This is a genomic window from Agromyces cerinus, assembly GCF_016907835.1.
Classification (GTDB): domain Bacteria; phylum Actinomycetota; class Actinomycetes; order Actinomycetales; family Microbacteriaceae; genus Agromyces; species Agromyces nitratus.
This window is the reverse complement of the sequence record NZ_JAFBCT010000001.1, coordinates 3,210,762-3,236,156: the sequence shown is the minus strand read 5'-3', so window position 1 is coordinate 3,236,156 and position 25,395 is coordinate 3,210,762. Positions and strand designations below refer to the sequence as shown.

Annotated in this window: 31 protein-coding genes; 16 read left to right on the top strand and 15 right to left on the bottom strand. The window is 72.2% G+C overall.

Annotation, left to right across the window (positions count from 1 at the left end):
• Window positions 1-29 precede the first annotated feature (29 nt).
• The 3 genes from JOE59_RS15100 to JOE59_RS15090 form a co-directional block, all read right to left on the bottom strand.
• Window positions 30-836 (bottom strand): hypothetical protein, encoded by an 807-nt coding sequence (locus JOE59_RS15100; protein WP_204461819.1) that lies wholly within the window; start codon window positions 834-836, stop codon window positions 30-32.
• Between the two features lie 197 nt (window positions 837-1,033).
• Entirely contained in the window at window positions 1,034-1,369 is a 336-nt protein-coding gene (locus JOE59_RS15095; RefSeq protein ID WP_204461817.1) for an ArsR/SmtB family transcription factor, read from the bottom strand.
• Window positions 1,366-1,857, bottom strand: coding sequence for an SRPBCC family protein (locus tag JOE59_RS15090; protein ID WP_204461808.1), 492 nt, complete (start codon window positions 1,855-1,857; stop codon window positions 1,366-1,368). Before JOE59_RS15090 ends, JOE59_RS15095 begins: the two co-directional genes overlap by 4 nt.
• Window positions 1,858-2,044: 187 nt before the next feature.
• Between JOE59_RS15090 and hemE the strand changes: the two genes are divergently transcribed.
• The 7 genes from hemE to JOE59_RS15055 all read left to right on the top strand — a co-directional run bounded on the left by hemE (window position 2,045) and on the right by JOE59_RS15055 (window position 8,002).
• Complete coding sequence (gene hemE / locus JOE59_RS15085) at window positions 2,045-3,217, top strand: uroporphyrinogen decarboxylase (RefSeq protein WP_204461806.1); 1,173 nt, start codon at window positions 2,045-2,047, stop codon at window positions 3,215-3,217.
• Window positions 3,214-4,779, top strand: a complete 1,566-nt coding sequence (hemG, locus tag JOE59_RS15080; RefSeq protein ID WP_239560298.1) for a protoporphyrinogen oxidase — start codon at window positions 3,214-3,216, stop codon at window positions 4,777-4,779. The genes hemE and hemG overlap by 4 nt, the downstream gene beginning before the upstream one ends.
• A 100-nt stretch (window positions 4,780-4,879) precedes the next feature.
• Window positions 4,880-5,365, top strand: a complete 486-nt coding sequence (locus JOE59_RS15075; RefSeq protein ID WP_204461804.1) for a hypothetical protein — start codon at window positions 4,880-4,882, stop codon at window positions 5,363-5,365.
• 19 nt (window positions 5,366-5,384) lie between these two features.
• Entirely contained in the window at window positions 5,385-5,792 is a 408-nt protein-coding gene (locus JOE59_RS15070) for a phage holin family protein (RefSeq protein ID WP_204461802.1), read from the top strand.
• Window positions 5,776-6,087 (top strand): DUF3618 domain-containing protein, encoded by a 312-nt coding sequence (locus JOE59_RS15065; protein WP_204461800.1) that lies wholly within the window; start codon window positions 5,776-5,778, stop codon window positions 6,085-6,087. Before JOE59_RS15070 ends, JOE59_RS15065 begins: the two co-directional genes overlap by 17 nt.
• A 45-nt stretch (window positions 6,088-6,132) precedes the next feature.
• Window positions 6,133-6,855 (top strand): GntR family transcriptional regulator, encoded by a 723-nt coding sequence (locus tag JOE59_RS15060; protein WP_239560290.1) that lies wholly within the window; start codon window positions 6,133-6,135, stop codon window positions 6,853-6,855.
• Between the two features lie 37 nt (window positions 6,856-6,892).
• On the top strand, window positions 6,893-8,002 hold the full coding sequence (locus JOE59_RS15055) for a class I SAM-dependent methyltransferase (RefSeq protein WP_204461798.1): 1,110 nt from the start codon (window positions 6,893-6,895) through the stop codon (window positions 8,000-8,002).
• Between the two features lie 23 nt (window positions 8,003-8,025).
• On the opposite strand, the gene JOE59_RS15050 is transcribed toward JOE59_RS15055, so the two are convergent.
• Genes JOE59_RS15050 through idi form a run of 7 tightly spaced genes read right to left on the bottom strand, consistent with a single transcriptional unit; the run spans window position 8,026 to window position 13,646 of the window.
• A complete protein-coding gene (locus tag JOE59_RS15050) occupies window positions 8,026-8,913 on the bottom strand; it encodes a prenyltransferase (protein ID WP_204461796.1) in 888 nt (295 codons plus the stop codon).
• Complete coding sequence (locus JOE59_RS15045; protein WP_204461794.1) at window positions 8,903-9,208, bottom strand: lycopene cyclase domain-containing protein; 306 nt, start codon at window positions 9,206-9,208, stop codon at window positions 8,903-8,905. The genes JOE59_RS15050 and JOE59_RS15045 overlap by 11 nt, the downstream gene beginning before the upstream one ends.
• Window positions 9,205-9,537, bottom strand: a complete 333-nt coding sequence (locus tag JOE59_RS15040) for a lycopene cyclase domain-containing protein (protein WP_204461785.1) — start codon at window positions 9,535-9,537, stop codon at window positions 9,205-9,207. The genes JOE59_RS15045 and JOE59_RS15040 overlap by 4 nt, the downstream gene beginning before the upstream one ends.
• Window positions 9,534-11,099 (bottom strand): phytoene desaturase family protein, encoded by a 1,566-nt coding sequence (crtI, locus tag JOE59_RS15035; protein ID WP_204461783.1) that lies wholly within the window; start codon window positions 11,097-11,099, stop codon window positions 9,534-9,536. Before crtI ends, JOE59_RS15040 begins: the two co-directional genes overlap by 4 nt.
• Window positions 11,096-12,025, bottom strand: a complete 930-nt coding sequence (locus tag JOE59_RS15030; RefSeq protein ID WP_204461781.1) for a phytoene/squalene synthase family protein — start codon at window positions 12,023-12,025, stop codon at window positions 11,096-11,098. Before JOE59_RS15030 ends, crtI begins: the two co-directional genes overlap by 4 nt.
• The gene (locus JOE59_RS15025; RefSeq protein WP_204461779.1) at window positions 12,022-13,086 is read right to left on the bottom strand and encodes a polyprenyl synthetase family protein; all 1,065 of its coding nucleotides are present in this window, start codon (window positions 13,084-13,086) and stop codon (window positions 12,022-12,024) included. Before JOE59_RS15025 ends, JOE59_RS15030 begins: the two co-directional genes overlap by 4 nt.
• The gene (gene idi, locus JOE59_RS15020; protein WP_204461777.1) at window positions 13,083-13,646 is read right to left on the bottom strand and encodes an isopentenyl-diphosphate Delta-isomerase; all 564 of its coding nucleotides are present in this window, start codon (window positions 13,644-13,646) and stop codon (window positions 13,083-13,085) included. Before idi ends, JOE59_RS15025 begins: the two co-directional genes overlap by 4 nt.
• A gap of 75 nt (window positions 13,647-13,721) precedes the next feature.
• Between idi and JOE59_RS15015 the strand changes: the two genes are divergently transcribed.
• Complete coding sequence (locus JOE59_RS15015) at window positions 13,722-14,273, top strand: MarR family winged helix-turn-helix transcriptional regulator (RefSeq protein WP_239560288.1); 552 nt, start codon at window positions 13,722-13,724, stop codon at window positions 14,271-14,273.
• A gap of 35 nt (window positions 14,274-14,308) precedes the next feature.
• Here JOE59_RS15015 and JOE59_RS15010 read toward each other — a convergent pair whose 3' ends face one another.
• Window positions 14,309-14,776: a pyrimidine dimer DNA glycosylase/endonuclease V gene (locus JOE59_RS15010; protein ID WP_204461775.1), complete on the bottom strand. Its 468-nt coding sequence runs from the start codon at window positions 14,774-14,776 to the stop codon at window positions 14,309-14,311.
• Between the two features lie 116 nt (window positions 14,777-14,892).
• On the opposite strand from JOE59_RS15010, the gene hemQ reads away from it, so the two are divergent.
• The 4 genes from hemQ to JOE59_RS14990 are packed head-to-tail and all read left to right on the top strand — an operon-like array spanning window position 14,893 to window position 18,639.
• Window positions 14,893-15,630, top strand: a complete 738-nt coding sequence (gene hemQ, locus JOE59_RS15005) for a hydrogen peroxide-dependent heme synthase (protein WP_204461768.1) — start codon at window positions 14,893-14,895, stop codon at window positions 15,628-15,630.
• Window positions 15,630-16,880 carry a ferrochelatase gene (locus JOE59_RS15000; protein ID WP_204461766.1) on the top strand — a complete coding sequence of 417 codons (1,251 nt, stop codon included), beginning with the start codon at window positions 15,630-15,632 and terminating at the stop codon, window positions 16,878-16,880. The genes hemQ and JOE59_RS15000 overlap by 1 nt, the downstream gene beginning before the upstream one ends.
• A complete protein-coding gene (gene hemC, locus JOE59_RS14995) occupies window positions 16,877-17,830 on the top strand; it encodes a hydroxymethylbilane synthase (RefSeq protein WP_204461764.1) in 954 nt (317 codons plus the stop codon). Before JOE59_RS15000 ends, hemC begins: the two co-directional genes overlap by 4 nt.
• A gap of 14 nt (window positions 17,831-17,844) precedes the next feature.
• On the top strand, window positions 17,845-18,639 hold the full coding sequence (locus JOE59_RS14990) for a uroporphyrinogen-III synthase (RefSeq protein ID WP_204463424.1): 795 nt from the start codon (window positions 17,845-17,847) through the stop codon (window positions 18,637-18,639).
• A gap of 55 nt (window positions 18,640-18,694) precedes the next feature.
• On the opposite strand, the gene JOE59_RS14985 is transcribed toward JOE59_RS14990, so the two are convergent.
• On the bottom strand, window positions 18,695-19,594 hold the full coding sequence (locus JOE59_RS14985) for an SDR family NAD(P)-dependent oxidoreductase (RefSeq protein WP_204461757.1): 900 nt from the start codon (window positions 19,592-19,594) through the stop codon (window positions 18,695-18,697).
• A gap of 96 nt (window positions 19,595-19,690) precedes the next feature.
• On the opposite strand from JOE59_RS14985, the gene hemB reads away from it, so the two are divergent.
• The 3 genes from hemB to JOE59_RS14970 all read left to right on the top strand — a co-directional run bounded on the left by hemB (window position 19,691) and on the right by JOE59_RS14970 (window position 22,550).
• Window positions 19,691-20,689, top strand: coding sequence for a porphobilinogen synthase (gene hemB, locus JOE59_RS14980; RefSeq protein WP_374191128.1), 999 nt, complete (start codon window positions 19,691-19,693; stop codon window positions 20,687-20,689).
• Window positions 20,686-22,035, top strand: coding sequence for a glutamate-1-semialdehyde 2,1-aminomutase (gene hemL / locus JOE59_RS14975; protein WP_204461749.1), 1,350 nt, complete (start codon window positions 20,686-20,688; stop codon window positions 22,033-22,035). Before hemB ends, hemL begins: the two co-directional genes overlap by 4 nt.
• A gap of 140 nt (window positions 22,036-22,175) precedes the next feature.
• Entirely contained in the window at window positions 22,176-22,550 is a 375-nt protein-coding gene (locus JOE59_RS14970; RefSeq protein ID WP_056006597.1) for a hypothetical protein, read from the top strand.
• A gap of 49 nt (window positions 22,551-22,599) precedes the next feature.
• Here JOE59_RS14970 and JOE59_RS14965 read toward each other — a convergent pair whose 3' ends face one another.
• Both JOE59_RS14965 and JOE59_RS14960 read right to left on the bottom strand, forming a co-directional pair.
• Window positions 22,600-22,980, bottom strand: a complete 381-nt coding sequence (locus tag JOE59_RS14965; protein ID WP_204461747.1) for a DUF1304 domain-containing protein — start codon at window positions 22,978-22,980, stop codon at window positions 22,600-22,602.
• 40 nt (window positions 22,981-23,020) lie between these two features.
• Window positions 23,021-23,671 carry an FMN-dependent NADH-azoreductase gene (locus JOE59_RS14960; RefSeq protein ID WP_204461745.1) on the bottom strand — a complete coding sequence of 217 codons (651 nt, stop codon included), beginning with the start codon at window positions 23,669-23,671 and terminating at the stop codon, window positions 23,021-23,023.
• Between the two features lie 167 nt (window positions 23,672-23,838).
• Here JOE59_RS14960 and JOE59_RS14955 point away from each other — a divergent pair, with 167 nt between their 5' ends.
• The gene (locus JOE59_RS14955) at window positions 23,839-24,228 is read left to right on the top strand and encodes a winged helix-turn-helix transcriptional regulator (protein WP_204461738.1); all 390 of its coding nucleotides are present in this window, start codon (window positions 23,839-23,841) and stop codon (window positions 24,226-24,228) included.
• A 33-nt stretch (window positions 24,229-24,261) separates the two neighbouring features.
• Here the strand turns inward: JOE59_RS14955 and JOE59_RS14950 are convergent, their stop codons facing one another.
• Entirely contained in the window at window positions 24,262-25,395 is a 1,134-nt protein-coding gene (locus tag JOE59_RS14950) for a winged helix DNA-binding domain-containing protein (protein ID WP_204461736.1), read from the bottom strand.

Genomic DNA, 25,395 nt, shown 5'->3' with positions numbered 1-25,395 from the left:
AGTTCGCCCGGAGCGACTCTGAGGGAAACTCAGCGACCGGAGAGCACTGCGTTCTGCGGGATGATCTGGATCGGCGCGGTGAGCGGCGGCAGCTCGAGTCCCTCGGCCGCGAGCGCCTCGCGGTGCTTGGCCTTCCAGCTGCGCACGACGGCGAAGAAGGGGGCGTCGGAGAGCGCGTAGCGGCCCGGTCGCTCCGCCGCGAGCACGATCGGCAGCTCGACGCTCACGCCGCCGCGACGCACGCGCAGCACGAGTACCGAGAGCACCGTCTCGCCGGCGATGATCGAGTCGCTGCGGATGCCGCGGACCTCGCGCCACGCGAAGTGCGCGGCGCGTTTGGGGCGGCGGCCGCCGTTCCAGAACGCGACGCCGAGTTCGTCGGCCACGATCGAGTAGCGGGCCGCGAGCTTGATGTGCTGCGCGTCATCCGCGGTCAGTTCACCCAGTCGCGCGACGAGCTCACGGCGACGGATGCCGCAGCTCACCTCGCCGCGAACGCTGGCCTCGAGTGCTCGGCGACGCGACCGGGCACGGCCCAGTTCGCCGAGGCGCACGAGGAGCCAGATCAGCGCGGCGAGTGCGGCGAGCACCGCGACGCCGAGGGTGATGCGCTCGTCGCCGGGGATCTCGGGCAGTCGGAACATGAAGCGGTCGAGGAATCCGGAGCCTGCGATGAGCGCGCCGATGACGATCGCGGCGGCGGCGGCGACCATGAAGGTGACGCCGGTGCGATGCCTCGCCACCGGGTTCATCGGGCGGCTCGGAGGGACGGGGTGCAGCGCGACGGGTGTGACGAACGCGACGGGTGTGACGAACACGACGGGTGTGACGAACACAGTGGGGGCATGGGCTTCTCCGTGGGTGCGGAGGCGCACGGGCTGGGGGACTCGCGCGTCGTCGTGCTCGGGGGCGCACAACGTCTCGACCTTAGCGCCGATGGGAGCGCGAATGTAAGGCTTCCGAACGAATCGGCCGAGTGGTTCGCCCGGCGCGGGCGAACGCCACCGCGCCGGGCGAACCGCGTGGACCGCGCCTATCCCTCCGCCGCCGCCTTGATCGTGCGCAGCCGGCGCTCCCAGCCCTGGGCGAGGGTGTCGAGGTCACGGGCGAGAGCGCTCAGGCGCGATCCGATCGCGCGGTAGCGCACCTCTCTGCCGTGGATCTCGGTCTCGACGAGCCCGGCCTCGCGGAGCACCTCGAGATGCCGGGCGACGGCCTGCCTGCTGATCGGCTGGTCGGCCGCGAGTGCCGTGGCCGAGGCGGGCGCGGTGCCGAGTCGCTGCAGGAGCTTCCACCGCGTGTCGTCGCCCAGGGCGGCGAACGCGGCGGGGAGGCTCTCGGTGCCCAGGCGCTCGGTGCTCGGCGTCATCGGCCCGCCGCGAGCTCGTTCGCGATGTGGTCGCGCGCGAACCCGAGCTCGATGGCCCAGCCCTCGGTGTTCTCGTCGAACATCCGGCGACGCTCCTCGGAGCTCCGGTCGAGCCCCTCGAAGCCGCTCTCGGCGACGCGCAGCACGACGCCGCCGTCGGCGCGCTCCTCGATCCAGAACTCGACGATCGTCGAGACGCGCGGGTCGCGCTCGGCGTCGGGTTCGGCGGCTGTCGGCGTCGCGTTGAACCAGCGGAAGGCGGCGTACCGCGGGGCGTCCAGCGACTCGATCGCGAGCGTGAACGCGCCGTGCTTCTCGTCGTGCACGACGACGCGCGAGCCCTGCTCCTCGATGCGGTGCTCGACGATGCGGTCGTCGTTGATCCACCAACCGGCGGTCGACACGAGTTCCCACACGCGCTCCGCCGAGGCGTCGATGTCGATCTGCTGTTCGATCCGGTCGAGTGATCCGGTGGTCGTGCCGTTCATGCGTCCTCCTCGAGTGCCGTGCGCGGTGATGTGCAACGCATGTGCAACATGAGTGTTGCACCGATCAGCGAGAAGTGCAATAGATCTGTTGCACGTCGCGTGGGTTCCCCCGCCTGATACGCGACGATGTCAGTTGTCGTTGGTGCTGCATCCGATCGCCGATCTTCACTCAGCCCGATGCGAGACAATGTCAGGCGTGATCCTCTCCCCGCAGCATCCGCTCTCCGCCGGCCTGACCTCCGACTCGCGACTCGTGCGCGCATACCGGGGAGAGCGCGCCGACGCCACTCCCGTCTGGTTCATGCGCCAGGCCGGTCGCTCGCTGCCCGAGTACCGCGACCTCCGCGTCGGCACCCGCATGCTCGACGCCTGCCTCGACCCCGCGATGGCGAGCGAGATCACCCTGCAGCCCGTGCGCCGCCACAAGGTCGACGCGGGCATCTTCTTCAGCGACATCGTCGTGCCGCTGAAGCTCGTGGGAGTCGACGTCGAGATCCAGCCGGGTCGCGGGCCGGTCTTCGGCCGGGCCTACGCGGATGCCGCGGGCGTCGCCGAACTCACGGCGATCGACCCTGCACGGCTCGAGGAGACATCCGCCCCCATCACCGAGGCCGTCGCGCGCACGGTCGCCGAGCTGAACACGACGGTGCCCGCCGGGTCGGTCTCGACCGGCTCGGCCAGCAGGGGGAGCACCCCGCTCATCGGCTTCGCCGGCGCGCCGTTCACACTCGCGGCGTACCTCACCGAGGGCGGCCCCTCGAAGGATCACCTCGCCGCCCGCACCCTCATGCACGCCGACCCCGGAGCCTGGCGTGCGCTCATGGACTGGACCGCCGAGCTCACCGGCCGCTTCCTGCGCACGCAGGTGCTGGCCGGGGCATCCGCCGCGCAGCTCTTCGACTCCTGGGCGGGCGCGATCTCGCTCGCCGACTACGAGACGCACGTCGCCCCCGCATCGGCGGCGGCCCTCGCCCACGTGCACGACCTCGCCTACGAGACGACGGATGCCTCGGGCGCCCCGTCCACCCGCAGCGTGCCCGTCGTGCACTTCGGCGTCGGCACCGGCGAACTGCTCGGCGCGATGCACGGCATCGGCGTCGACACGGTCGGCGTCGACTACCGCATCCCGCTCGACGTCGCCGCGGCGCGCGTGGGCGAGGGCGTGCCGCTGCAGGGCAACCTCGACCCGGCGCTGCTCGCCGCCCCGTGGCCCGTGCTCGAGGCCGCCGTCCGCGACGTGCTGCGACGCGGCGAGGCGGCCCCCGCCCACGTCTTCAACCTCGGCCACGGCGTGCCGCCCGAGACCGACCCGACCGTGCTGACGCGCGTCGCCGAGCTCGTGCACGAGGCCTCGGCATGAGCGACGCGATGACGCCGGGGACGGCACCCGGCGCCGTGCCCGCAGCCGACCCGGCCGCAGCGCCCGTCGTCGAACGCGCGACCGCCGACGTCGTCGTGATCGGCGGCGGCGTCGCGGGCCTCGTCGCCGCACTCGAGTGCGCGAAGGTCGGCCTGCAGGTCACCGTGCTCGAGCGCCGCGACGAACTGGGCGGATGCGTCGGCCGCATCGAACTCGACGGCCTGAGCCTCGACAGCGGAGCCGAGTCGTTCGCGACCCGCGGCGGCACCGTCGCCGAACTGCTCGGGTCCCTCGGCCTCGAGGCCGAGGTCGAGAACCCGAACCCTGCGGGCGCCTGGCTCGTGATGCCCGGCAAGGAGGGCCTCGACGCGGCGCCCCTGCCGAAGACGGGCATGCTCGGCATCCCGTCGAACCCGCTCGGCGACGACGTGCGCCGCATCATCGGCTGGAACGGAGCGATCCGCGCCTACGTCGATCGGGTGAAGCCGATCCTCACCATCGGCCGGGCCCGCAGCCTCGGCGAGCTCGTTCGCTCGCGCATGGGCCAGGCCGTGCTCGACCGGCTCGTCACCCCGATCTCCGCCGGCGTCTACTCCGCGAATCCCGACGACCTCGACCTCGACATCGTCGCCCCCGGACTCAACGAGGCGATGACCCGTACCGGCTCGCTCTCCGGCGGCGTCGGGCAACTCCTCGAGGAGCGCAAGGCCGGCACCGCCGTGCGGGGCATCCGGGGCGGCATGCATCGCCTCGTCGACGCCCTCGAGCGGGAGCTCGCCCGTTTCGACGTCACGATCGTGCGCGGCGCCGAGGTCACCGGGCTCGAGCGTGATGCCGCGACCCGCGAACGCGACACCGCGTCGTCGGACGCGGCATCCGGATGGCGCGTCACCGCGACGACCGAGGCGGGCGGACTGCTCGTGACCGCTCCCGACGTCGTGCTCGCGGCCTCCGGCCACGCGGCCCTCGCCCTCGTCGACGACGCGCTCGACGGCTGGACGCACACGAGCGACTCCGACGACGGAGCGTGGCCCCCCGCGGCATCCGTCGAACTCGTCACCCTCGTGCTCGACGCCCCCGAGCTCGATGCCGCCCCGCGCGGCACCGGCGTGCTCGTCGCCGCCGACGCGCCCGGGGTGACGGCGAAGGCCCTCACGCATTCGACCGCGAAGTGGTCGTGGCTCGCCGAGCAGGCCGGCGGTCGCCACGTCGTGCGCCTCTCATACGGGCGTGCAGGTGCGGCGAACCCGCTCGACGGGCGCTCCGACGCCGAGGTCGCCGAGCTCGCGCTCGCCGATGCCGCACTGCTCCTCGGGGTGCCCCTCGATGAGCGGATGCTCCGCGCCTCGGGTCGCACCGTGTGGCGCGACGCCATCTCGCAGGCGACCATCGGCCAGCGCGAGCGGGTGCACGCCCTCGAGGACGCGCTCGCCGCGGAGCCCGGCATCGAGGCGACCGGATCATGGGTCGCCGGCACCGGTCTCGCCTCGGTCGTGCCGCACGCGCTCGAGGCGGCGCGCCGGATCAGGCACCGTCGCGTGCAGCCCGACGGCAACGCATAGCCGAAACGGAATATTTCGACGCAACCCCCTTGCGCGGCCTCGTGCGGGGTCTACGCTTGAAAGGTCGCTGTGGTGAACCACAGGGGGAGATGGGGTGCACATGAAAGGCAAGATCCTCTTCGTCGTGGGGCTCGGGGTCGGTTACGTGCTCGGTACGCGTGCCGGTCGAGAGCGCTACGAGCAGATCCGCAAGGCGGCTGAGGGCGTGTGGAACACGCCGGCGGTGCAGCAGGGCGTCGACACCGTGAAGGGGTTCGCGGCCGACAAGGTCGGCGACCTCTCCGACACCGTGCTCGACGGCGTGAAGTCGTTCATCGGCAACGCGACCCGCGGCGCGGGCGCCACCAGGAACGACGTCAGCGGCGCGGCGAAGACCGCGAAGCAGAACGTCTCGAAGACCGCTGCCGCAGCGAAGTCCGCCGTCGACAGCGCGGCCTCCGCGCTCGACGACGCGATCGACGACGCCGCAGAGGTCGCTTCCTCCGCAGCATCCGGTGCGAAGAGCACCGCGAAGAGCACGGCGAAGCGCGCCCCGGCGAAGCGCAGCACGACGGGCAAGGCCAAGCCCGCCGCATCCGACTCTTGACCACCGGTGGTGATTTGCGATGACCGCGCCCTCGAACGACGACCGCTCACTCTTCACGCTGATCGGCGACCTGCCCGACACGATCTCGTCGCTCGTGCGCGCCGAGATCGACCAGATCAAGGCCGAGGTCTCCTACAAGGTCAAGCACTTCGGCATCGGCTCGGGGCTCGTGGCGGGCGCCGCCGTCGTCGGCGTCTTCCTGCTGTTCACGCTCATCACCACCGCGATCTTCGCGCTCGCACTCGTGATGCCCGCGTGGGCGGCCGCGCTCACCGTCTCCGGCGTGCTGCTCCTGATCATCGCGATCCTGCTGTGGATCGCCTACGTCAACTTCAAGCGGGGTTCGGAGCCCCTCGAATCGGTCGAGAGCCTGAAGGCCGACCTCGACGCCCTGAAGGGAACGGGTGACTATGACCGCCGCTACTGACGCCCCCGGCCCCCGCCCTTCGAAGCGCGACACCGCCGCCCGTGAGCGCAACCTCACGCGCGTGCAGGCGAAGGTCGCCTCGCAGCAGGCGCGCGCCGAGTTCGCCGAGACGCTGAACGCCCTCGAAGACAAGCTCAACGTGCCGAAGCAGGTCGGCATCCGCACCGAGCGCGCCAGGCGGAAGCTCCGCCGGTTCGCCGACGAGCAGCCGGTGGCGGCGGTCGTCGTCGCCGTCGGCGTCGTGGCCGCCGTCGGCATCGGCGTGTGGCTCGTCGTGCGGTCGAAGCTCGACTGATCGAGCCGACGAGCCGGTACAGAGCCAGAGCGAGCGGATGCCGCGATGCCGATGCCAGCACAAGACCCGGGTGACCCGGGGATGAGCGGGGGCGCCGGGGCGCCCGTGGCAGCCGGCACCGGCACCACCGTGGACCGCGTCGCGGGGCTCATCCGGGCCGAGATCCTGAGCGGGGTGCTCGCCCCCGACACGCCCCTCCGCGAAGAGGCGGCCGCCGAGCAGTTCGGGGTCTCCCGACACACCGTGCGTGCCGCGTTCCAGCGCCTCGTCGCCGAGCGGCTCGCCGTCGCGGAGGCGTATCGCGGTGTGCGGGTCGCGAGCTTCGATCGCGCCCACGTGATCGCACTGCAGCAGCTCCGCGCCGCGCTCGAGGTCGAGGCCGTGCGCATCGCGGGCGAGCGCCACGGCGAAGCTTGGCCCGACGGTGTGCTGGCGCCGGCGCGAGCGACGCTCGACGCGCTCGACCGACTCGCCGCCGCCGACGGCCCCGACGACGCAGGCGGGGGCATCGACTGGCTCGAGGTCGAGCGCCTGCACGCCGAGTTCCATCACGCGATCGTCGCGGCCTCGGCGAGCCCTCGCATCATCGAGGCGCACGCCGCGCTCGGCAGCGAGCTGCTGCTCTTCCTGCTGCACGTGCGCCCGCACTACACGCTCGAGAGCCTCGTCGCCGAACACCGAGCGCTGCTCGACGCGCTCCCGGTGCGGGGACCCGAGGCGGTGCGCGAGCATCTCGAGCACTCCACGAAACTCCTCATCGGCGCCTGACGCGACCGCGCCGGGCCGGAAGGAAGGAGCCGTCGATATGACGGAACAGCCCGACACGACGCCCGCGCCCGGAGACGGCGATGCGACGACGGCCTTCGCGGAACGTGTCTTCGGCGACATGCTCGGAGCGTTCGAACTGCTCAGCATCCACCTCGGCGATCGGCTCGGCTGGTACCGTGCGCTCGCCGACGGAGGGCCGCTCGACCCGCCGACGCTCGCCGAGCGAACGGGAACCCACGAGCGCTACGCACGCGAGTGGCTCGAGCAGCAGGCGGTGTACGGCATCCTCACCGCCGACGACGCCGAGCCCGGGGCATCCGCCCGCCGATTCGCCCTGCCGCCGGCGCATGCCGATGCCCTCGTGAATCCCGACTCGCTCGACTACGTCACTCCCCTCGGACGCTTCATCGCCGCGGTCGGCGCGCAACTCGGGCCGCTGCTCGAGGCGTACCGGTCGGGCGGGGGCGTCTCGTGGGCGCAGCTCGGCGATGAGGCGCGATCGGCGCAGGGCGACATCAACCGGCCGTGGTTCCTGCACCGGCTCGGCGACGCGCTCGCGAGCGTTCCGTCGCTGCATGACGTGCTCTCGCGGCCCGGCGCGCGCATCGCCGACATCGGAATGGGGCACGGCTGGTCGTCGATCGCCCTGGCACGGGCGTACCCGTCTGCGCGGGTCGAGGGCTTCGACGTCGACGCCGAATCGGTCGTCGCCGCTCGCAGGCACGCCGATGAGGCGCACGTCGGAGACCGGGTTCGGTTCCACCACGTCGCGGGCGAGGGGATGCCGCAGGAGGCCGTCTTCGACGCGGCGTTCGTGTTCGAGGCGCTGCACGACATGCCGTTCCCGGTCGAGGTGCTGACTTCGATCAGGCGGGCCGTGAAGCGCGACGGCGAGGTCGTGATCATGGACGAGGCGGTGGCCGAGGCGTTCGCACCCGACGGCGACGACGTCGAGCGCATCATGTACGGGTACAGCGTCTTCATGTGCCTGCCCGATGGGCTGTCCGTGCCCGGGTCCGTCGGCACGGGAACCGTGATGCGCCAGTCGACCCTCGAGCGATACGCCCGCGAGGCCGGGTTCTCCGGCATCGAGCTGCTGTCGATCGAGGAGTTCGCGTTCTTCCGCTTCACGCGGCTGCTCCACTGAGCGGATGCTGCGGCATCGCGGGGTCATGCCGTGATGGCGGCGTACCAGATGAGCAGCATGGTCACCAGGAATCCGACGACGTAGTTGATGGCGAGGAACCATCGCCACCCGGCGTTCGCCCGACCCGACGAGGCATCGGTGACGCCGGCGAACGGCGCGGCCGCGGCGATGTACGGCACCACGAGCACTGCGGCGAGCGGGCCGGGCCATGTCGTGGCGAGCATGAGCACGCCGGCCATGACCCACATGGCGATCGCGAACCGAACGGTGCGGGGCGCCCCGAGCACGGTCGCGATCGAGGCGATGCCCGCGGCCCGGTCGGGTGCCACGTCCTGCACGGCGCCGAAGGCGTGGCTCGCGATGCCCCAGGCCAGGAACGCGAGGAGCAGGGCGAGCAGGGGCGGGGTGAACGCGGCGCCCGCGAGCACGAGCCCGTAGACCGCCGGGCTCACGAAGTGCACGCTCGAGGTGAGCGAGTCGAGGAACGGCACCTCCTTGAAGCGCAGCCCGGGCACCGAGTAGGCCGCGACCGCGAAGAGGCTCACCGCGAGCACGGCCCACGACGCCGGGTCGCCGAGGGCGAGCAGCACGACGACGAACGGCGCGCAGGTCGCGATGGCGGCGACGATCGTCATGCGATGCCGATCCGGCACGAGGAGTGCTCCCTCGACACCGCCCTTGCGCGGGTTCGCGGCGTCGGAGGCGTAGTCGAAGACATCGTTCACGCCGTACATCGCGAGGTTGTACGGCACGAGGAAGAAGAGCGTGCCGACGATGAACGCGACGTCGATCTCGCGGGTCGTGAGCAGGTACGCGGCTGCGAAGGGGAACGCGGTGTTCACCCAGCTCAGCGGACGGGACGCGGTGAGGAGGTCGCCGATCGCGCTGCGGCGGCTGGTCTCAGTCGACATCGGTTCGTGCCCCCACCAGGTTCCAGAGTCCGCTGAGGAGCAGGACCCCGGCGATCGGGTAGGCGAGGTCCTCGACCGGGGCGAGCCAGAGGCGAACGCCCCAGATGTGCGCATCGGCGTAGTCGAACAGCCCCGTCGCGATCATGATCGAGTCGAACGCGATCGTGAGGACGACGAGCACGAGCGCCGAGACGAGCATGGCGCGCCCGTGACCGTGCGGAGCCCGACGCCACCCGAGGGCGGCGACGACGGCCGCCGCCGCGAGGAAGGCGGCCGAGAGCACTGCGTAGGTCACGGGCGCACCTCCCTCGCCGCGATCAGGCGCAGTGCGCCCGTGTAGAGCACCAGTGTCAGGTAGCAGAGGAACCCGAGGAACACGAGCTCCTCGAGCGGCAGCTCGGGGGCGAGCAGGATGCCGGTGCTCACCGCGTTCTCGGCACGGTGGAAGATGCCGAGGCCGATGCCGGCGACATCCCACGCGAGGAAGAACGCGAGTCCGGCGGCGAGCACGACGATGGCCCGCACGCGCCGACCCGACGCCCCGAACACCAGGTGGAATCGGGCGTCGAGCAGTGCCATGCACGCGATTCCGGCGAGCAGCACGCCGAGGTAGACGAGGTTCATGCCGGCACCCGCCGCACCTCGGGCTCGGCCATCGGGCCGGCACCGCGCTCGCCGCGCAGCGCCTTCGCCACGAGCTCGGCGCTGATGAGGCACATCGGCAGGCCGATGCCGGGCACCGTGGTCGCTCCGGCGAAGTACAGGTCCCGCACCGTGCTCGATGCGGTGCGCCCCCGCAGGAAGGCGCTCTGGCGCAGCACGTGCGCCGGTCCGAGCGCCGAGCCGCGCCACGAGTTGAAGTCGGACTCGAAGTCGCCCGGGCCGATGGTGCGGCGCACCACGACTCGGTCCGCGAGGTCGGGCACGCCCGCCCACGCTGCGATCTGGGCGATCGCGGCGTCGGCGATGCGCTCGACCGAAGCATCACCGCCGCCGTCGATGCCCCCGCGGCCGATGGCCGGGTCGGCGGGCACCGGCACGAGCACGAAGAGGTTCTCGTGGCCCCGCGGCGCAACCGACGGGTCGGTCGCGCTCGGCCGGCACACGTAGAGGGAGGCCGGGTCGGGCACCGAGGGCGAGCTGCCGAAGATGCGATCGAAGTTCGCCGCCCAGTCCTCGGTGAACAGCAGCGAGTGGTGCAGCAGCTGCGGGAGCTCGCCGCGCACGCCGAGCATCACGAGCACCGCGCCCGGCCCCGGGTCGCCCCGGCGCCACGAGGCATCCGATCGGCTTCGCGACTCGGGAGGCAGCAGGGCCGTCTCGGTGTGATGCACATCAACCGCCGAGACGACGAGGTCGACCTCGACCTCGTGCGCCGCGCCATCCCGATCGACGTGGACGATGCCGCGCGCCCCGCCCGACTCCACGGTGATGCTCGTGACGCGGGCGTCCGTCACGATGCGGGCCCCGGCCCGCCGCGCCAGTCGGGCGACGCTGTCGATGACCTCGCGGAAGCCGCCCTGCGGGTAGAAGACGCCGTCGTCGAGGTCGAAGTGGCTCATCAGGTGGTAGAGGCTCGGAGCGGCCGACGGGGAGGTGCCGAGGAACACGGCGGGGTAGCCGAGCACCTTGCGCAGGCGATCGTCGGCGAAGCTGCCGGCGATGAAGCGGTCGAGCGGCTGCAGCAGGAGGCGGCCCAGGCGGCCGAGACGCCGCAGCACCGGCGGCACGAGCAGGGTGCCCGGCGAGGAGAAGTCGTTGTAGAGGAAGTGGTCGAGCGCGAGCCGCGTCGTCTCCTCGGCGGAGTCGAGGTACTCCTCGAGGCGTCGCCCGGCGCCCGGCTCGATCGCCTCGAACGACGCAGCGGATGCCTCCCGGTCGGCCACGAGATCGAGCGGCTCCGCCCGGCCCTCGAAGAACACCCGGTAGCCCGGCTCGAGCCGTACGAGGTCGAGCTCGGCAGCGGCGCTCGTGCCCATCAGCCGGTAGAAGTGCTCGAACACCTCGGGCATGAGGTACCACGACGGCCCGGTGTCGAAGCGGAAGCCTCGGGCGTCCCACCGTCCGGCGCGACCGCCGACGCCGTCGTGCGCCTCGTAGACCGTGACCTCGTGCCCGTCGCGGGCCAGCAGCGCCGCGGTGGCGAGGCCGGCGATGCCACCCCCGACGACCGCCACCCTGCTCATGCCGGTGCCCCGGGCAGCGGTGCCCGATCGGCCGCGGGCGTGGGCGTGGTGGCCGGGCGTCGCGGCCGCGTGCCGGCGGCTCTGGCGAGCAGCACGAGCTTCTGCGGCGTCGGCACCCTGATCCTGGTCGTGAGCAGCTCGCGCGCCGGTGTGCGGCGGAGCCGCGCCGACAGGGCGGAGAACAGGGCGTGCGCGGCGGCGACGGCCCTGCGGCATCCGCTCGGCAGTTCGGCGATCACCTCGCCGGCGATCGCGAGGTCGCGATCGAGGTCGTCGAGCAGCCGCAGCTTGTCGGCCTCGCTCAGGTGTGCCGGGTCGATGCCGGGGAAGTAGCGGCGGCCGAGGGAACCGTAGTCGTCGGCCAGATCGCGCAGGAAGTTGACCTTCTGGAACGCGGCGCCGAGGTGGCGGGCGCCGCGCTGCCAGCGCGCGTCGCGCTCGGCGTCGTCGGGAAGTCCCTCGCTGAAGGCACGCAGGCACATCAGCCCGACGACCTCGGCCGAGCCGTGGATGTACTCGCGGAGTTCGGCCTCGTCGAAGTCCACCGGGTCGAGGTCGCGCCGCATCGACGCGAAGAACGGTCGGGTCAGCTCGCGCCCGAACCCCGTGGTGCGTGCGGTGCGGGCGAAGGCGTGCACGACGAGGTTCGAGCTGTACCCGCGCGCGATCGCCTGCTCGGTCTCGACCTCGAGGGCGTCGAGCATCGCGCGCCGCTCGACGGGCGCGAGTCCCGCCTCCTCGGCGGGGCCGTCGACGATCTCGTCGGCGATGCGCACGAGCGCGTAGATGTCGGCCAGGTGGTCGCGCACCGGGCGCGAGCACAGCCGGCTCGCGAGCCCGAACGATGTCGAGTAGTGCGAGATCACCTGTGCGGAGCCGAGGTGCGCGGTGCGGTCGTAGAGGGCCAGCCCGGTCGCCGCGGTCATCGCGCACGCTCCGTGCAGGTGCGGGCCGTCACGGTCAGCGTCTCCCGCAGGCCGTGCGGCAGGCCCGCCGCCGCGATTGCGTCGGCGGCGGCGGCGCAGCGCGCATCGATGAGGCGCTCGACGCGGTCGCGGGCGCCGCTCGACTCGATCGCACGTCGGAGCCGGGCCGCCCCGGCGTCGTCGAGCTCGGGGCTCCCGAATCCGGCGGCGGCGCGATCCCAGTCGGGGTGCACGCGGGCGTAGGCGACGAGCAGCGTCTCCTTGCCCTCGCGCAGGTCGGAGAGCGAGGACTTGCCGGTGACCGTCGCCGAGCCGAAGACGCCGAGCACGTCATCGCGCAGCTGGAACGCGACGCCGAGGTGGCGGCCGACCTCACCGAGTCGTGCGACCGAGGCCGCGGATGCCCCGCCGAGCACCGCCCCGGCCTGGAGGGGCGCGCTGAACGAATACGACGCGGTCTTGTTCTCGATCATGGCGAGGATGTCGCGCTCGCCGGGGGCAGCACCGGCGTGCCGCACGTCGGCATGCTCGCCGGCCGCCGCGAGGAAGACGCACTCGTCGACGATCTCGAGCAGCGTGGCACGCACCGAGCGCGGTGCCTCGAGCTCGGCGACCACCCGCAGCGCGCCGGCGATGAGCAGGTCGCCGGCGAGAATGGCGGATGCCTCGCCGTAGTCGTTCGCCCGATCGACCGGCAGCCCCCGGCCGACCCCGTCGAGCGCGAAGCGGCCGGCGACGTTGGGTGCGCCCCGACGCACGAGATCGTGGTCGATCACGTCGTCGTGCATGAGGAACGCGGTGTGCAGCAGCTCGAACGCCGACGCCAGCCGCACGGACTCCGCCGTGCCCGTGCCGGCGAACGCGGCGTGGGCGGCGAGCACGAGCTCGGGACGGATGCGCTTGCCGCCGGCGGCGCCGTCGCGGGCGGCCACCCAGAGCTGCACGTAGTCGTCGCCGTGCCGCGCCGCGCGTTCGAGCTGTCGGGCGAAGTAGTCGTCGAGGAACTCCGAGACGGCGATGGCGTCGCCGCCGATCCGTCGATCGAGGGTCGTGCCGATCATGATGCGATGGCCTCGCGCCGCTCGAGGGAGCCCCCGAGGAACGGCAGCAGTTGCGCCTGCAGCACGAACCACGGGCTGAACGCCCATGGCGCGTGCTCGATCGCCGAGGCGAGGCGTCGCGGCGGCACCCAGGCGAAGTCCATGACCTCGCCGGGGTGCGGCTCGAGTTCGGATGTCGCGTACGCCGTGTAGACGGGGCAGAGTTCGTTCTCGACGAGCCCCGAGGCATCCGTCGCCCGGTAGTGGAAGAACGGGAGCACCGGCTCGATGCCGTCGAGCGAGAGCCCGAGTTCGAACTCGCCGCGTCGACGGATCGCGTGGACCAGTGTCTCCGCCGGGGCCGGGTGGCCGCAGAACGAGTTGGTCCAGACGCCCGGCCAGGTCTGCTTCGAGAGGGCGCGTCGGGTAACGAGGAGTTCGTCGCGCTCGTTGAAGACGTGGCACGAGAAAGCGAGGTGGCGCGCGGTGTCCGCGCCATGCACGCTCGACTTCGGTGCCCGGCCGATGGCTCGGCCTTCGTCGTCGAGGAGCACGACCTCTTCGATGTCGATGAGGGTCATGGGGACTCCCTCCTTCGCTGCTTTGGCTAGTAGTTAGCTTAGCGAGAAATATACATGACTGGCTAGAATCAACCCATGGCAACCGAGCGGGAGGGGCGGCACGACATCGCGGCCGCGATGCACGACCCCCGCATCTCCGACCACGACGAAGAGCTCGTGAACCGTTCCGGACTCGACGACGAGCAGGTCGACCAGATCGTGCGCGTCATGCAGAGCCTGCGCGGCTGGCACGAGGCGGAGCGCCGCATGAGCGAGGCGTCCAGCCGCTACATGAAGCTCAACCCCACCGACATGCGCGCCCTGCGCTTCCTCATCGCCGCCCGCAACCAGGGCGAGATCGCCACCCCCGGCGCGATCAGCGAGTACCTCGGCATCTCGAGCGCGTCGACGACCAAGCTCCTCGACCGCCTCGAGCGCGGCGGCCACATCGTGCGAGCACCGCACCCGAGCGATCGCCGCGCGCTCGCCATCTCGGTGACCGACGCCACCCGCATCGTCGCGCGCGAGTCGGTGGGCCGCCTCCACGCCCGGCGCTTCGACGCCGCGGCGGCGCTGGCCCCCGACGAGCGCGAGGTCGTGATCCGTTTCCTCGACGCGCTCACCGCGACGGAGCGCGATCACGACTGAGCGAGTCCAGCGATCAGCGATCACGACCGCGTCGATCAGCGCCGGGGCGGTACGCCGTCCGCGGTCGGCGGGGCCGCGCGCTCCCATGATGCGACGGGCCCATCGACGACCGTGAAGAGCGGATGCGGGTCGGGCAGCTCGATGCCCGACCACTGCGCAGCCAGTTCAGGGGTCCTGACCGACAGCTTCCTGAACAGGTGCTCCCACTCGAGCGCGAGCTGCCCGGTCGTGACCTCGAGCTCCACCCGGGGCTCGCTCCGCCGGTGCACCTTGCTCCCGTCGAAGCGGTAGCCGCGAGCGGTCGCCTCCTCGGCGATGCCGGCGAGGTGGTCGCCGATCGCACCGAGCGGGTCGGGCGCAGCGCGGAACCGCTCGAGCTGCGGGTGCCGGGTGTAGCCCCGGGTCGCGCCCTCGAGCACCGCCTGCGCGAGCAGGGTCTCCCGCCAGCAGGCCGTGAGCCCCTGCCGATCGAGGTAGCGCGGATGCAGCGACCAGATCCTCATCCGACGAGCGTACGTCGCCCCAATCCTCCGTGGCGGCTCCTCGGGCCGCGGCGCGTGGAGTCTCTGCGCGTGGACTCTCTTTTGGCCGATCACGCGGAAAGGGGGAGACTGGAGGCATGTCTTCCCCCGCTGCCGAAGCGGCAGCCGACGCGCTCCGTCCCGAATCCGAAACCGCCGATTCTCCCGAGGGCTTCACGGTTTTCGCCGTGCTCCGCCGGGATCCGGCAAAGCCCGACGACTACGACGGCCACGACGTGCGCCGTGTCGTCGAAGAGCTCGACGGCGTCATCTCGCTCGTCGAGAACGAAGGGGTCACCCTTCGCGGCATCTACGACGTCTCGGGCCTCCGCGCCGACGCCGACGTCATGCTGTGGCTGCACGGCCCGACCGCCGAGGGCCTGCAGTGGGCGCTCCGCGAGCTCCGCCGCGCGCGCATCCTGAAGCACCTGCTGCCGACCTGGAACGCCATGGGCGTGCACCGCGACGCGGAGTTCAACAAGTCGCACGTGCCCGGCTTCCTCCGCGGCATCGAGCCCAAGTCGTGGCTCACGGTGTACCCCTTCGTGCGCAGCTACGAGTGGTACCTCCTGCCCGCCGAGGAGCGCAGTCGCATGCTCGCCGACCACGGCCGCAAGGGCGCGGCGTTCCGCGGGGCGATCGCCAACACGGTCAGCGCCTTCGCGCTCGGCGACTACGAGTGGCTGCTGCCCATCGAGTCCGACGAGCTGACCGAGCTCGTCGACCTCATGCGCGAGCTCCGCGACACCGACGCCCGACGCCACGTGCGTGAAGAGGTGCCCTTCTACACGGGCCGCCGCATCACGACCGCCGAGCTCGTGGAGGTGCTGCAGTAATGGCCGCGGTCAACCTCGGCTCGGACGCCGCGCCGGCACCGTCCCGCGGACGCAAGCCGGCCCCCGCAGCATCCGCACCGTGCGCCCTCGGGGCGATCGTGCCCGGTGCGACCCCGGCAGCGCAGGCCGGGCCGGAGCACGTCACCGAGCCCGTCGCCTACGACGGCATCCTGCTCGCCGGCTTCGGCGGACCCGAGGGACAGGACGACGTCATCCCGTTCCTGCGGAACGTCACGAGCGGCCGCGGCATCCCCGACGAGCGCCTCGAGGAGGTCGCCCACCACTACCGCCACTTCGGCGGCACGAGCCCGATCAACCAGCAGAACCGCGAGCTGAAGGCCGCGCTCGAGGCCGAGCTCGCGAACCGTGGCATCGACCTGCCCGTCTACTGGGGAAACCGCAACTGGGACCCCTACCTCAACGACGCGCTCGCCGAGGCGAAGGCCGCGGGCCACGCCCGGCTGATCGCCATCGCGACGAGCGCCTACAGCTCGTACTCGAGTTGCCGGCAGTACCGCGAGGACTTCGCGGATGCGCTCGCCGACACCGGACTCGGCGACGAGGTGCAGATCGACAAGGTGCGGCAGTTCTTCGACCACCCAGGTTTCGTCGCCCCGTTCGTCGAGGGTGTGCGCGACGGTCTCGCGGGCCTCGAGGCATCCGGCGACCTGAATCGCACCACCGAGATCGAGGTGCTCTTCGCGACGCACTCGATCCCGTCGACCGATGCCGCCAAGTCCGGGCCCGCTGAGCGCGGCTTCGGCGAGGGCGGCGCGTACGCCGCGCAGCACCGTGCGGTCGCCGAGGTCGTCATGACCAAGGCGGGGGCGGCGGATGTCCCGTGGCAGCTCGTCTACCAATCGCGCAGCGGCCCCCCATCGATGCCGTGGCTCGAGCCCGACATCAACGACGCCATCGAGGAACTGCCCGCGGCGGGCCGCAAGGCCGTCGTGATCGTGCCGCTCGGCTTCGTGAGCGACCACATGGAGGTGCTCTGGGACCTCGACAACGAGGCGCTCGAGACCGCCGAGCAGCAGGGCCTCGCGGCCGTGCGGGTGCCGACGCCCGGCACGCACCCGGCTTACGTCGCCGGACTCGTCGACCTCGTGCTCGAGCGTGTCAATGGCACGCCGGTCGCCGAGCGCCCCGCCGAGACCGAGCTCGGTCCCTGGTACGACGTCTGTCGCCCCGGGTGCTGCGAGAACGTCCGCCTCGGGTTCCGACCCGCGCTCGCCGGGATCGCGCCATGAGCCAGGTCATCCGCGTCGGAACCCGTGGCAGCGCGCTCGCGATGGCCCAGACCCGCCAGATCTCCGAGCGGCTCGCCAAGGCCGCGAACGCCGAGATCGAGCTCGTGCCGATCACGACGCAGGGCGACACCTCCCGCGCCTCGCTCGCGTCGATCGGCGGCACGGGCGTGTTCGCCGCCGCGCTCCGCGAGGCACTCCTCGCCGGGGAGTGCGACGTCGTCGTGCACTCCCTGAAAGACCTGCCGACCGCCGAGCACGAGGGGCTCCGCCTCGGCGCGGTGCCGAAGCGGGCCGACGCCCGCGATGCGCTCTGCGCCCGCGACGGGTTCACGATCGCGACGCTGCCCGAGGGCGCGCGCGTCGGCACGGGGTCGCCGCGCCGCATCGCCCAGCTCGGCGCCGTGCGCCCCGACGTGATCGCCGTCGACCTGCGCGGCAACATCGACACCCGCCTCGGCAAGGTCGAGTCGGGCGAGCTCGACGCCGTGCTGCTCGCCGCAGCGGGCCTCGGCCGACTCGGTCGCTCCGACGCGGTGACCGACCTGCTGCCGCTCGGCGACTGGCCGACCGCACCCGGCCAGGGCGCACTCGCGATCGAGGTGCGCCGCGAGGTGGGCGATCGCGCGCTCGAACGCGCACTCGACGCCGTCGACCACACGATGACGCGTGCGACGGTGCTCGCCGAGCGGCTCGTGCTCGCCGGTGTCGAGGCCGGTTGCTCGGCCCCCATCGGCGCGACGGCGTTCATGGAGGACGAACTTCTGTTCCTGTCGGCGAGCGTGTACAGTGCCGACGGGGCCCGGCGACTCGTGAGTTCGCACGCGGCCACCCCCGACAGCCGCTCGGCCGCCGACCTGGCGGATGCGGCACGCGACCTCGCCGAACGCGTCGTCGCGGAACTCCTCGGCAACGGCGCCGCTGATCTTGCACCACCAGAGGAGTCGCTGTGAGCGAATTCGAATCGATGACGGGTGCCATCAACCTGCCTGCCTCCGCCGGCAAGCCGCTCGCCGGTTGGCGGGTGCTCGTGCCGCGCGGCGGGCCCTGGGGTGACGGCGTCGCCGCCGCCCTGCGCGCCCGCGGCGCCTCGCCCGTGGTCGCCCCGCTGATCAACTTCGCACCGAGCGACGACCAGCCGGCCCTCGAGGCGGCGCTCGCGAAGCTCGCCGCGGGCGGCTTCGACTGGCTCACCGTCACGAGCGCGACGACGGTCGACGTGCTCTCGACGTACAGCGCCGTCATCCCCGAGACGACGAAGGTCGCTGCGGTCGGCGAGACCACCGCAGCCGCGCTCATCGCAGCGGGGTACCAGGCCGACATCGTGCCCTCCGAGGACAACTCCGCCCGCGGCATGCTCGAGGAGTGGGAGGCCGCGACCGACGGCGCACCCGGACTGAAGGTGCTCGCCCTGCGTTCGGCCATCGCCAAGCAGGTGCTCTCGATCGGCCTCGAGCGCATGGGCCATCACGTCGAGGCCGTCGTGGCCTACCGCACGATCGGCGTCCCGGTCTCCGCGAAGGTCGCCGAAGACGTGCGCTCCGGCCGGGTCAACGCGGTGCTCGTGACCTCGGGCAGCGTCGCCGAGCAGGTGCAGCAGCAGCTCGGCCCGATTCCCGAGTCGATCCTCGTGGCCGCGATCGGCCCGCAGACCAAGAAGGACGCGGCACAGGTCGGCCTCCGGGTCGACGTCGTCGCGCGCGAGCGCACTGCAGAGTCGCTCATCGACGCAGTGGTCGACGCCGCCACCGCCAAGGCCTGACCCGCAGCCGGGTCATCGGCGCCTGACCGGCAGCCAGGTCGCAGCGTCAGCCGTGTCACCGCGCATGCGCCGCGGAGGCCCCGGATGCCGGTTCCGTGTCGCCAGCCTTCGCGACGACGCCACGCATCACCGACCAGTACCAGACGGGGGCGAGCCGCGTCGCGATGTCGGCGAGTCGTGCGTCGCGTCCGATGAACACCCGCGGTCGGCGTCGTTCGATGCCGTCGACGATGCGCGCGGCGGCCTCCTGCGCCGTGGTGCGATACAGCGATGCCTGTGCGTCGGCGGCTCGCGCTGCGGTGTCGGCAGGTACTCCCTCCGCGACCCGTGCGTTGTGGATGATGGCCGTCCGCACTCCTCCCGGGTAGACGGCGGACATCGTGATGCCAGTGCGCTCGAGCTCGTGGCGCAGCGCGTCGGTGAAGCCGCGCACGGCGAACTTCGAGGTGACGTACGGCACCCGACCGGCCGGAGCGCCGAGCGCGTAGAGGCTCGCGACGTTGGCGATGTGCGCTGCGGGCCGCCGCGCGAGCGCTGGCAGGAACGCCTTGTTCATCGCGACCGTGCCCCAGAGGTTGATGTCGACGACCCAGCGGAACTCGTCGAGGCTCAACTGCTCGAAGCGCCCGAGCATCGAGACTCCAGCGCAGTTCAGGAGGACATCGACGCGACCGTGGGTGGCGAGCACCGCGGCCGGCAGCGCCTCGATCGCGTCGGTTTCGCGCAGGTCGATGACGTGCATGCTGACCGTGGTGCCGCCCGCCCGCAGTTCGACGGCGAGGTCGTGCAGCGCCGCGCCATCGCGGTCGACGATCACGAGTTCGGCGCCGCGCTGGGCGAGGAGGCGGGCGGACTCGAGCCCCATGCCGCTCGCCGCGCCAGTGACGACGCAGACGGCGTCACGGAGCTCGAGGCGCGCGCGGCGGGAACGGTAGGCGGGGTTGATGCGTGGCATGGTCGGGTTCCTTCGTGGCGACGACCTCGGCGCCGGTTCGATCCGGGAATCTATCACGTCAGCGACCGTCCAGCGGGGCGGACGTAGGCTGGTCTGGTGAGCTCCACGCCCGTTCCCCGTGTCCGCCCGCGCCGACTGCGTGAGACCCCGGCGCTGCGCCGCCTCGTCTCCGAGACCCGGTTGCACCCCGCCGAGCTCGTGCTCCCGATCTTCGTGCGCGAGGGGGTCTCCGCCCCGGTGCCGATCGGCTCGATGCCGGGTGTCGTGCAGCACTCCCTCTCGAGCCTGCCCGAGGCGATCGAGCAGGCCGCGGCCGCGGGCGTCGGCGGCGTGATGCTGTTCGGCGTGCCCGAGGTGCGCGATGCGCGCGGCTCGGGTGCCACCGACCCCGACGGCATCCTCAACGTCGCGACGACGGTCGCCGCCGAGGCATCCGCGGGCCGGCTCGTCGTGCAGACCGACCTGTGCCTCGACGAGTTCACCGACCACGGGCACTGCGGCGTGCTCGACGAGCGGGGCCGCGTCGACAACGACGCCACCCTCGAGCGGTACACCTCGATGGCGCTCGCGCAGGCCCGGGCGGGCTCCGAGCTGCTCGGCCTCTCGGGCATGATGGACGGCCAGGTCGCCGCGGTGCGCGACGCCCTCGACGACGCGGGGCATCACGACACGGCGATCCTCGCCTACTCCGCGAAGTACGCGAGCGCCTTCTACGGTCCGTTCCGTGACGCCGTCGAGTCGACCCTCGAGGGCGACCGCCGCTCGTACCAGCTCGACCCCGGCAACCGCCGCGAGGGGCTCCGTGAGGCGATGATCGACATCGACGAGGGCGCCGACGTCGTCATGGTGAAGCCCGCGGGCAGCTACCTCGACGTGCTCGCCGACGTCGCCGCGGCATCCGAGGTGCCGGTCTGGGCCTATCAGGTGTCGGGGGAGTACTCGATGATCGAGGCCGCCGCCGCGCACGGCTGGATCGACCGCAAGCGCGCCGTCGTCGAGTCGGTGCGCGGCATCCGCCGGGCGGGCGCCGACGCCGTGCTCACGTACTGGGCCGTCGAACTGGCCGAGTGGATCCGGAACGGAGACGCGGCATGACCCTTCGACAGGCTCAGGGCGGCGCCGCCCCCACGAACGACGAGCTCTTCGCCCGCGCGCAGGCCGCGATCCCGGGCGGAGTGAACTCGCCCGTGCGCGCGTTCCGCTCGGTCGGCGGCACGCCGCGCTTCCTCGTGAGCGCCCGCGGCCCGTACGTCACCGATGCCGAGGGCCGCGAGTACGTCGACCTCGTTGCCGGCTGGGGCCCCGCGATCCTGGGTCACGCCGATCCGCGGGTCATCGAGGCGGTGACGGATGCCGCGGCGCGCGGCCTCTCGTTCGGTGCGTCGACCCCGGCCGAGACCGAGCTCGCCGAGCTCGTCGAGGCGCGCGTCGGCCCGGTCGAGAAGCTGCGCCTCGTCTCCACGGGCACCGAGGCGACGATGAGCGCGATCCGGCTCGCCCGCGGGTTCACGGGGCGCGACCTGCTCGTGAAGTTCGCCGGGCACTACCACGGCCACTCCGACGGCCTCCTCGCCGAGGCCGGTTCGGGCCTCGCGACCTTCGCGCTGCCGGGTTCGGCGGGCGTGCCGGCCGACATCGCAGCGCTCACCCTCGTGGTGCCCTACAACGACCTCGACGCGCTCGCCGCGGTGTTCGCCGAGCACGGCGACCGCATCGCTGCGGTCATCACCGAGGCGGCTGCGGCCAACATGGGCGTGGTGCCCCCGGTGGCCGGATTCAACCGCGCCGTCGTCGAGCTCGCCCACGCGCACGGCGCCCTCGTCATCTCCGACGAGGTGCTCACGGGCTTCCGCGTCTCCGCCGCCGGCTGGTGGGGCCTCGAGGACGGCACCGACACGGCGTACACGCCCGACCTCATGACCTTCGGCAAGGTCATCGGCGGCGGCATGCCGGTCGCCGCGCTCGGCGGTCGCGCCGAGATCATGGAGCAGCTCGCGCCGCTCGGCCCCGTCTACCAGGCCGGCACGCTCTCGGGCAACCCCGTCGCGGTCGCCGCCGGCGTCGCCACCCTCAGGGCGGCGGATGCCTCGGTGTACCGCACGCTCGACGCCACCGCCGAGGCCATCGGCGACGCGGTCTCCGCCGCCCTCGACGCCGAGGGGGTCGCGCACCGCGTGCAGCACGCGGGCAACCTCTTCAGCTTCGTGTTCGGCGAGGAGGCCGCGGCCGCACCCGTGCGCGACTACGCGACCGTGCAGCGCCAGGAGTCGTGGCGCTACGCCCCGTTCTTCCACGCGATGCTCGACGCCGGCGTCTCGCTGCCGCCGAGCGTGTTCGAGGCGTGGTTCGTCACCGCGGCCCACGACGACGCCGCGATCGCCCGGGTGTTCGAGGCCCTTCCGGCAGCGGCGCGCGCCGCGGCATCCGCTCGGCCGCGGTAACCCCTCTTGCGGGTTGAGCCTGTCGAAACCGCCCGGGAGAGGTTTCGACAGGCTCGCCCCACCGAGTGTCCGAGCAAACCGTTATGGCTTTGTGGGGCGTCGACTGGGCACCCGGCGCGCGACTCGGGCAGGATGGAGGCATGGCGAAACTGCGCGTGCACACCGACCGGATCGAGGTTCACCTCACCCCGGCCGAGAAGTCGCTCGCGCTCCGCAGCGCCGACCTCGTGGTGCAGCGCGACGACATCCGTTCGGCCACCATCACCGACGACCCGTGGATCTGGATCCGCGGCATCCGTCGTCGCGGCACCGAGGTGCCGCTCGTCGTCGCCGTCGGCGTGTGGAAGTACCACGGCGGCAGCGACTTCGTCATCGTCAAGGGCAAGCGTCAGGCGGTCGTGCTCGAGCTCGCCGCGGGCGAGTTCACCCGCATCATCCTGAGCACGAATCACGCCGCAGAGCTCATCGACCGGTTGAAGCTCACGGCGACGCCTGACATCGTCGAGGGCGACTGACCGCTCACGCCCGGCGAGCACCGCGGCAACGGCTCGCTCGGTCCTCTGCTCAGGCGAAGGCGAAGAGCACGAAGCCGATGAGCGGCAGCGTGCCCTGCACGAGCGCGGGCTTCAGGTACCCGCGCCCGGTCGTCGTGAGCACCGCGGCCGCGAGGAACATGCACGCCGTCGCGAACAGCACGAGCGTCTTGCCGACCGGCATCGCGCCGGCCCAGTAGAGCACGAGGCCGATCGCGGCGCCGAGGCCCAGGAAGAGGTTGTAGAAGCCCTGGTTGTAGGCCATGGGCTTCGTGATGTCGGCCGCGGCCTGGTCGGCGACGCCGAAGCGCTTCCAGGTCGAGGGCCGGGTCCACCAGACGCTCTCCATGAGGAAGATGTAGCCGTGCAGCAGCGCGGCGAGGGCGACGAACACGGTTCCGATGACGGCCATGCCGCGATCGTAGCGGGGCAAGCCCTCGGGCGCCGTCAGCTCACGCCGCGAACCGCTCCGCCGTCGTGAAGCGGCGCGCCGCCGCGAGTGTCGCGTCGAGCGCCGCCCGGTGAGCGCCGTCGACATCGACGCCCACGACCGTCGGTGCGAAGTGCACCTCCTCGACGTCGGTGATGCCGACGAAGCCCAACCAGTCGCGGAAGAACGTGGTCGTGAAGTCGGCGCCGAACGACGGCGGCAGCCCCTCGGCGTACACGCCGCTCGTGTAGACGACGAAGGCCCGCTTGCCCTCGAGCAGCCCGCGGTACCCGGACTCCGGCGAGAACGCGAAGGCCCAGCCCGGCTGGGTGATGACGTCGACGAGCTGCTTCAGGGGATACGGCACTCCGGCGTTCCAGAAGGGCACGTTGAACACATAGGCGTCGGCGGCGGCGAAGCGGTCGAACACGGCGCGCGCCTCGGCCCAGGCCCGCTCCTCTTCGGCGGTGCGGCCCTGGCCGGCGAACGTGGCCATCTTCGCGCCGGCCGCGACCGTGCCGAATTCGGGCAGCGAGCCGTCGAAGACGTCGAGGCGTTCGACGGTCAGCCCGTCGTCGATCGTCTCGAGCTCGCCGATGAAGCGGGTCGCCAGCTCGAGCGAGCGGCTGGCGTCGCCCCTGGCGGAGGCGTTGACGTGCAGGAGGTGGGTCATCAGGGTTCCTTCACTGGTGTTCGGCGCGGGATCCGGGAATGGATGGCGCCCCGTGGCGGTTTCGATCGTCACATCGCCCGGAATCCGGCACCAGCAGGCACTTCTAAGTGCCGTGGGATACCGGAGGTGCCCATCCGCCCGTCGCCGACCGAGAGCTTGGAGCCCCAGTGACCCTGACCGCCGACCAGCAACGTGCCGCCGCGAAGGACGCCTACGCGTCGTACCTCGCCGAATGCCCCTCGCGCCAGGTGCTCGACATCCTCGGCTCGAAATGGACGACGCTCGTGCTCCTGCCGCTCGAGGAGGGACCTCAGCGGCACTCGCAGCTGCGCGCCCGGGTCGCGGGCGCCAGCCAGAAGATGCTCACCGAGACGCTGCGCCTGCTCGAACGCGACGGGCTCGTCACCCGAGAGGTGAAGCAGGTCTACCCGGCCCACGTCGAGTACTCGCTCACCGCCCTCGGCGCGAGCCTGATGGCGATCGTGCACCACATGAAGGACTGGGCCGACGCGAACATGGCGGAGGTCGAATGGCACCGTCGCGCCGCCGGGTCGTGACCCCGATCGCGACCCCGGGCGGCGCGCCCCGGGTCAGTCGGCCGCCGGTTCGCGCTCGACGGTCACGGGCGCGCCGAGGAACCGCTCGACCTCGGCGACGGATGCCTCGAGCCCGCGTTCCTCGCGGGCAGAGAGCGCGCGCCACGGCACGAGCCTGACGACCGCCCTGCGCCCCGAGGTGACGGGCGCCCAGCGGCCGCCCATCACGCCGTCGGCCATGAGCGCGTGCATCGGGAACTCGGGGTGCACGGGGTCGCTGCGCCCGGGCGGCTGCAGGAACGAGCGGGGCGCGGCGTAGCCCATGATGTATTCGTCGAAGGCCTGCAGCAGGTCGACGACGCCGGCCGGAGGGGTGGGAGCATCCATCGCGCTCGCCGTCACCTCGGTGTCGTGCCAGTACGTCGCGCCGTCGATCTCGAGGGTCTCGACCGGGCCGCCGCCACCGGCGCCGTCACCGTCGACGACCGCCGCGAACGCCTGCCGCGTGTCGCCGAGCGTGAACCCCGACCATGCCGCGAAGTCACGGTCGGTCACCGGCCCACGCGAGCGGATGAATCGCGCGGCCAGTTCGACGAGCGCCGCCTCGCGCGATTTCGGGGCCGACGCGGGCACGCGCTCGTCGAATGCCGCGTAGGTGCGCTGCTTGCCGACGTTCGCCCCGCTGATCGCGACCCGTTCGAGCTCGGCGAGCATGAGCACGTAGGTGAAGCCCAGCCCGGTCGACGGCTGCCCCGCGGCGTCGAGCGCCGCGGCGAGCTCGGCCCGCGTGCGGTGGCCGCCCGCGAGCGACGCGGCGACGACGTCGAGTGCGCGCGCTCCGGCCTCGCCGTCGACGCCCGTGCGGCGGTAGTAGGTCGCGTTCGCCCGGTGCACCCGCTCTGCCGAGAGTTCCATCAGCCACCGGGCATCCGCAGGGTCGACGAAGTGCCACGTCGGGCGCAGCACGTGCGTGCGCAGGATCTCGCCGCGGTCGAGCGCCGCGGTGACCCCCGCGAGATCGGGGCGGCGTTCGGCCGGCACCCGCATCGCGAGACCCCATTGCGCGGGAATGAATTCCTGCGACTGCACCGCGACGAAGTCGCGCACGACGCCGGCAGCCGAGGTGGCGCGCACCTCGCGCAGCCCCTGCACCTGCAGGCGGATGCGTCGCAGCTCGGCGAGCTCCAC

Coding starts and splice junctions, on each gene's coding strand:
- JOE59_RS15095 (WP_204461817.1), bottom strand. CDS start 1,369: ATGACGCCGAGCACCGAGCGCCTGGGCACCGAGAGCCTCCCCGCCGCG.
- JOE59_RS15090 (WP_204461808.1), bottom strand. CDS start 1,857: ATGAACGGCACGACCACCGGATCACTCGACCGGATCGAACAGCAGATC.
- hemE (WP_204461806.1), top strand. CDS start 2,045: ATGTCAGGCGTGATCCTCTCCCCGCAGCATCCGCTCTCCGCCGGCCTG.
- hemG (WP_239560298.1), top strand. CDS start 3,214: ATGAGCGACGCGATGACGCCGGGGACGGCACCCGGCGCCGTGCCCGCA.
- JOE59_RS15075 (WP_204461804.1), top strand. CDS start 4,880: ATGAAAGGCAAGATCCTCTTCGTCGTGGGGCTCGGGGTCGGTTACGTG.
- JOE59_RS15070 (WP_204461802.1), top strand. CDS start 5,385: ATGACCGCGCCCTCGAACGACGACCGCTCACTCTTCACGCTGATCGGC.
- JOE59_RS15065 (WP_204461800.1), top strand. CDS start 5,776: ATGACCGCCGCTACTGACGCCCCCGGCCCCCGCCCTTCGAAGCGCGAC.
- JOE59_RS15060 (WP_239560290.1), top strand. CDS start 6,133: ATGCCGATGCCAGCACAAGACCCGGGTGACCCGGGGATGAGCGGGGGC.
- JOE59_RS15055 (WP_204461798.1), top strand. CDS start 6,893: ATGACGGAACAGCCCGACACGACGCCCGCGCCCGGAGACGGCGATGCG.
- JOE59_RS15050 (WP_204461796.1), bottom strand. CDS start 8,913: ATGTCGACTGAGACCAGCCGCCGCAGCGCGATCGGCGACCTCCTCACC.
- JOE59_RS15040 (WP_204461785.1), bottom strand. CDS start 9,537: ATGAACCTCGTCTACCTCGGCGTGCTGCTCGCCGGAATCGCGTGCATG.
- crtI (WP_204461783.1), bottom strand. CDS start 11,099: ATGAGCAGGGTGGCGGTCGTCGGGGGTGGCATCGCCGGCCTCGCCACC.
- JOE59_RS15030 (WP_204461781.1), bottom strand. CDS start 12,025: ATGACCGCGGCGACCGGGCTGGCCCTCTACGACCGCACCGCGCACCTC.
- JOE59_RS15025 (WP_204461779.1), bottom strand. CDS start 13,086: ATGATCGGCACGACCCTCGATCGACGGATCGGCGGCGACGCCATCGCC.
- idi (WP_204461777.1), bottom strand. CDS start 13,646: ATGACCCTCATCGACATCGAAGAGGTCGTGCTCCTCGACGACGAAGGC.
- JOE59_RS15015 (WP_239560288.1), top strand. CDS start 13,722: ATGGCAACCGAGCGGGAGGGGCGGCACGACATCGCGGCCGCGATGCAC.
- JOE59_RS15010 (WP_204461775.1), bottom strand. CDS start 14,776: ATGAGGATCTGGTCGCTGCATCCGCGCTACCTCGATCGGCAGGGGCTC.
- hemQ (WP_204461768.1), top strand. CDS start 14,893: ATGTCTTCCCCCGCTGCCGAAGCGGCAGCCGACGCGCTCCGTCCCGAA.
- JOE59_RS15000 (WP_204461766.1), top strand. CDS start 15,630: ATGGCCGCGGTCAACCTCGGCTCGGACGCCGCGCCGGCACCGTCCCGC.
- hemC (WP_204461764.1), top strand. CDS start 16,877: ATGAGCCAGGTCATCCGCGTCGGAACCCGTGGCAGCGCGCTCGCGATG.
- JOE59_RS14990 (WP_204463424.1), top strand. CDS start 17,845: ATGACGGGTGCCATCAACCTGCCTGCCTCCGCCGGCAAGCCGCTCGCC.
- JOE59_RS14985 (WP_204461757.1), bottom strand. CDS start 19,594: ATGCCACGCATCAACCCCGCCTACCGTTCCCGCCGCGCGCGCCTCGAG.
- hemL (WP_204461749.1), top strand. CDS start 20,686: ATGACCCTTCGACAGGCTCAGGGCGGCGCCGCCCCCACGAACGACGAG.
- JOE59_RS14970 (WP_056006597.1), top strand. CDS start 22,176: ATGGCGAAACTGCGCGTGCACACCGACCGGATCGAGGTTCACCTCACC.
- JOE59_RS14965 (WP_204461747.1), bottom strand. CDS start 22,980: ATGGCCGTCATCGGAACCGTGTTCGTCGCCCTCGCCGCGCTGCTGCAC.
- JOE59_RS14960 (WP_204461745.1), bottom strand. CDS start 23,671: ATGACCCACCTCCTGCACGTCAACGCCTCCGCCAGGGGCGACGCCAGC.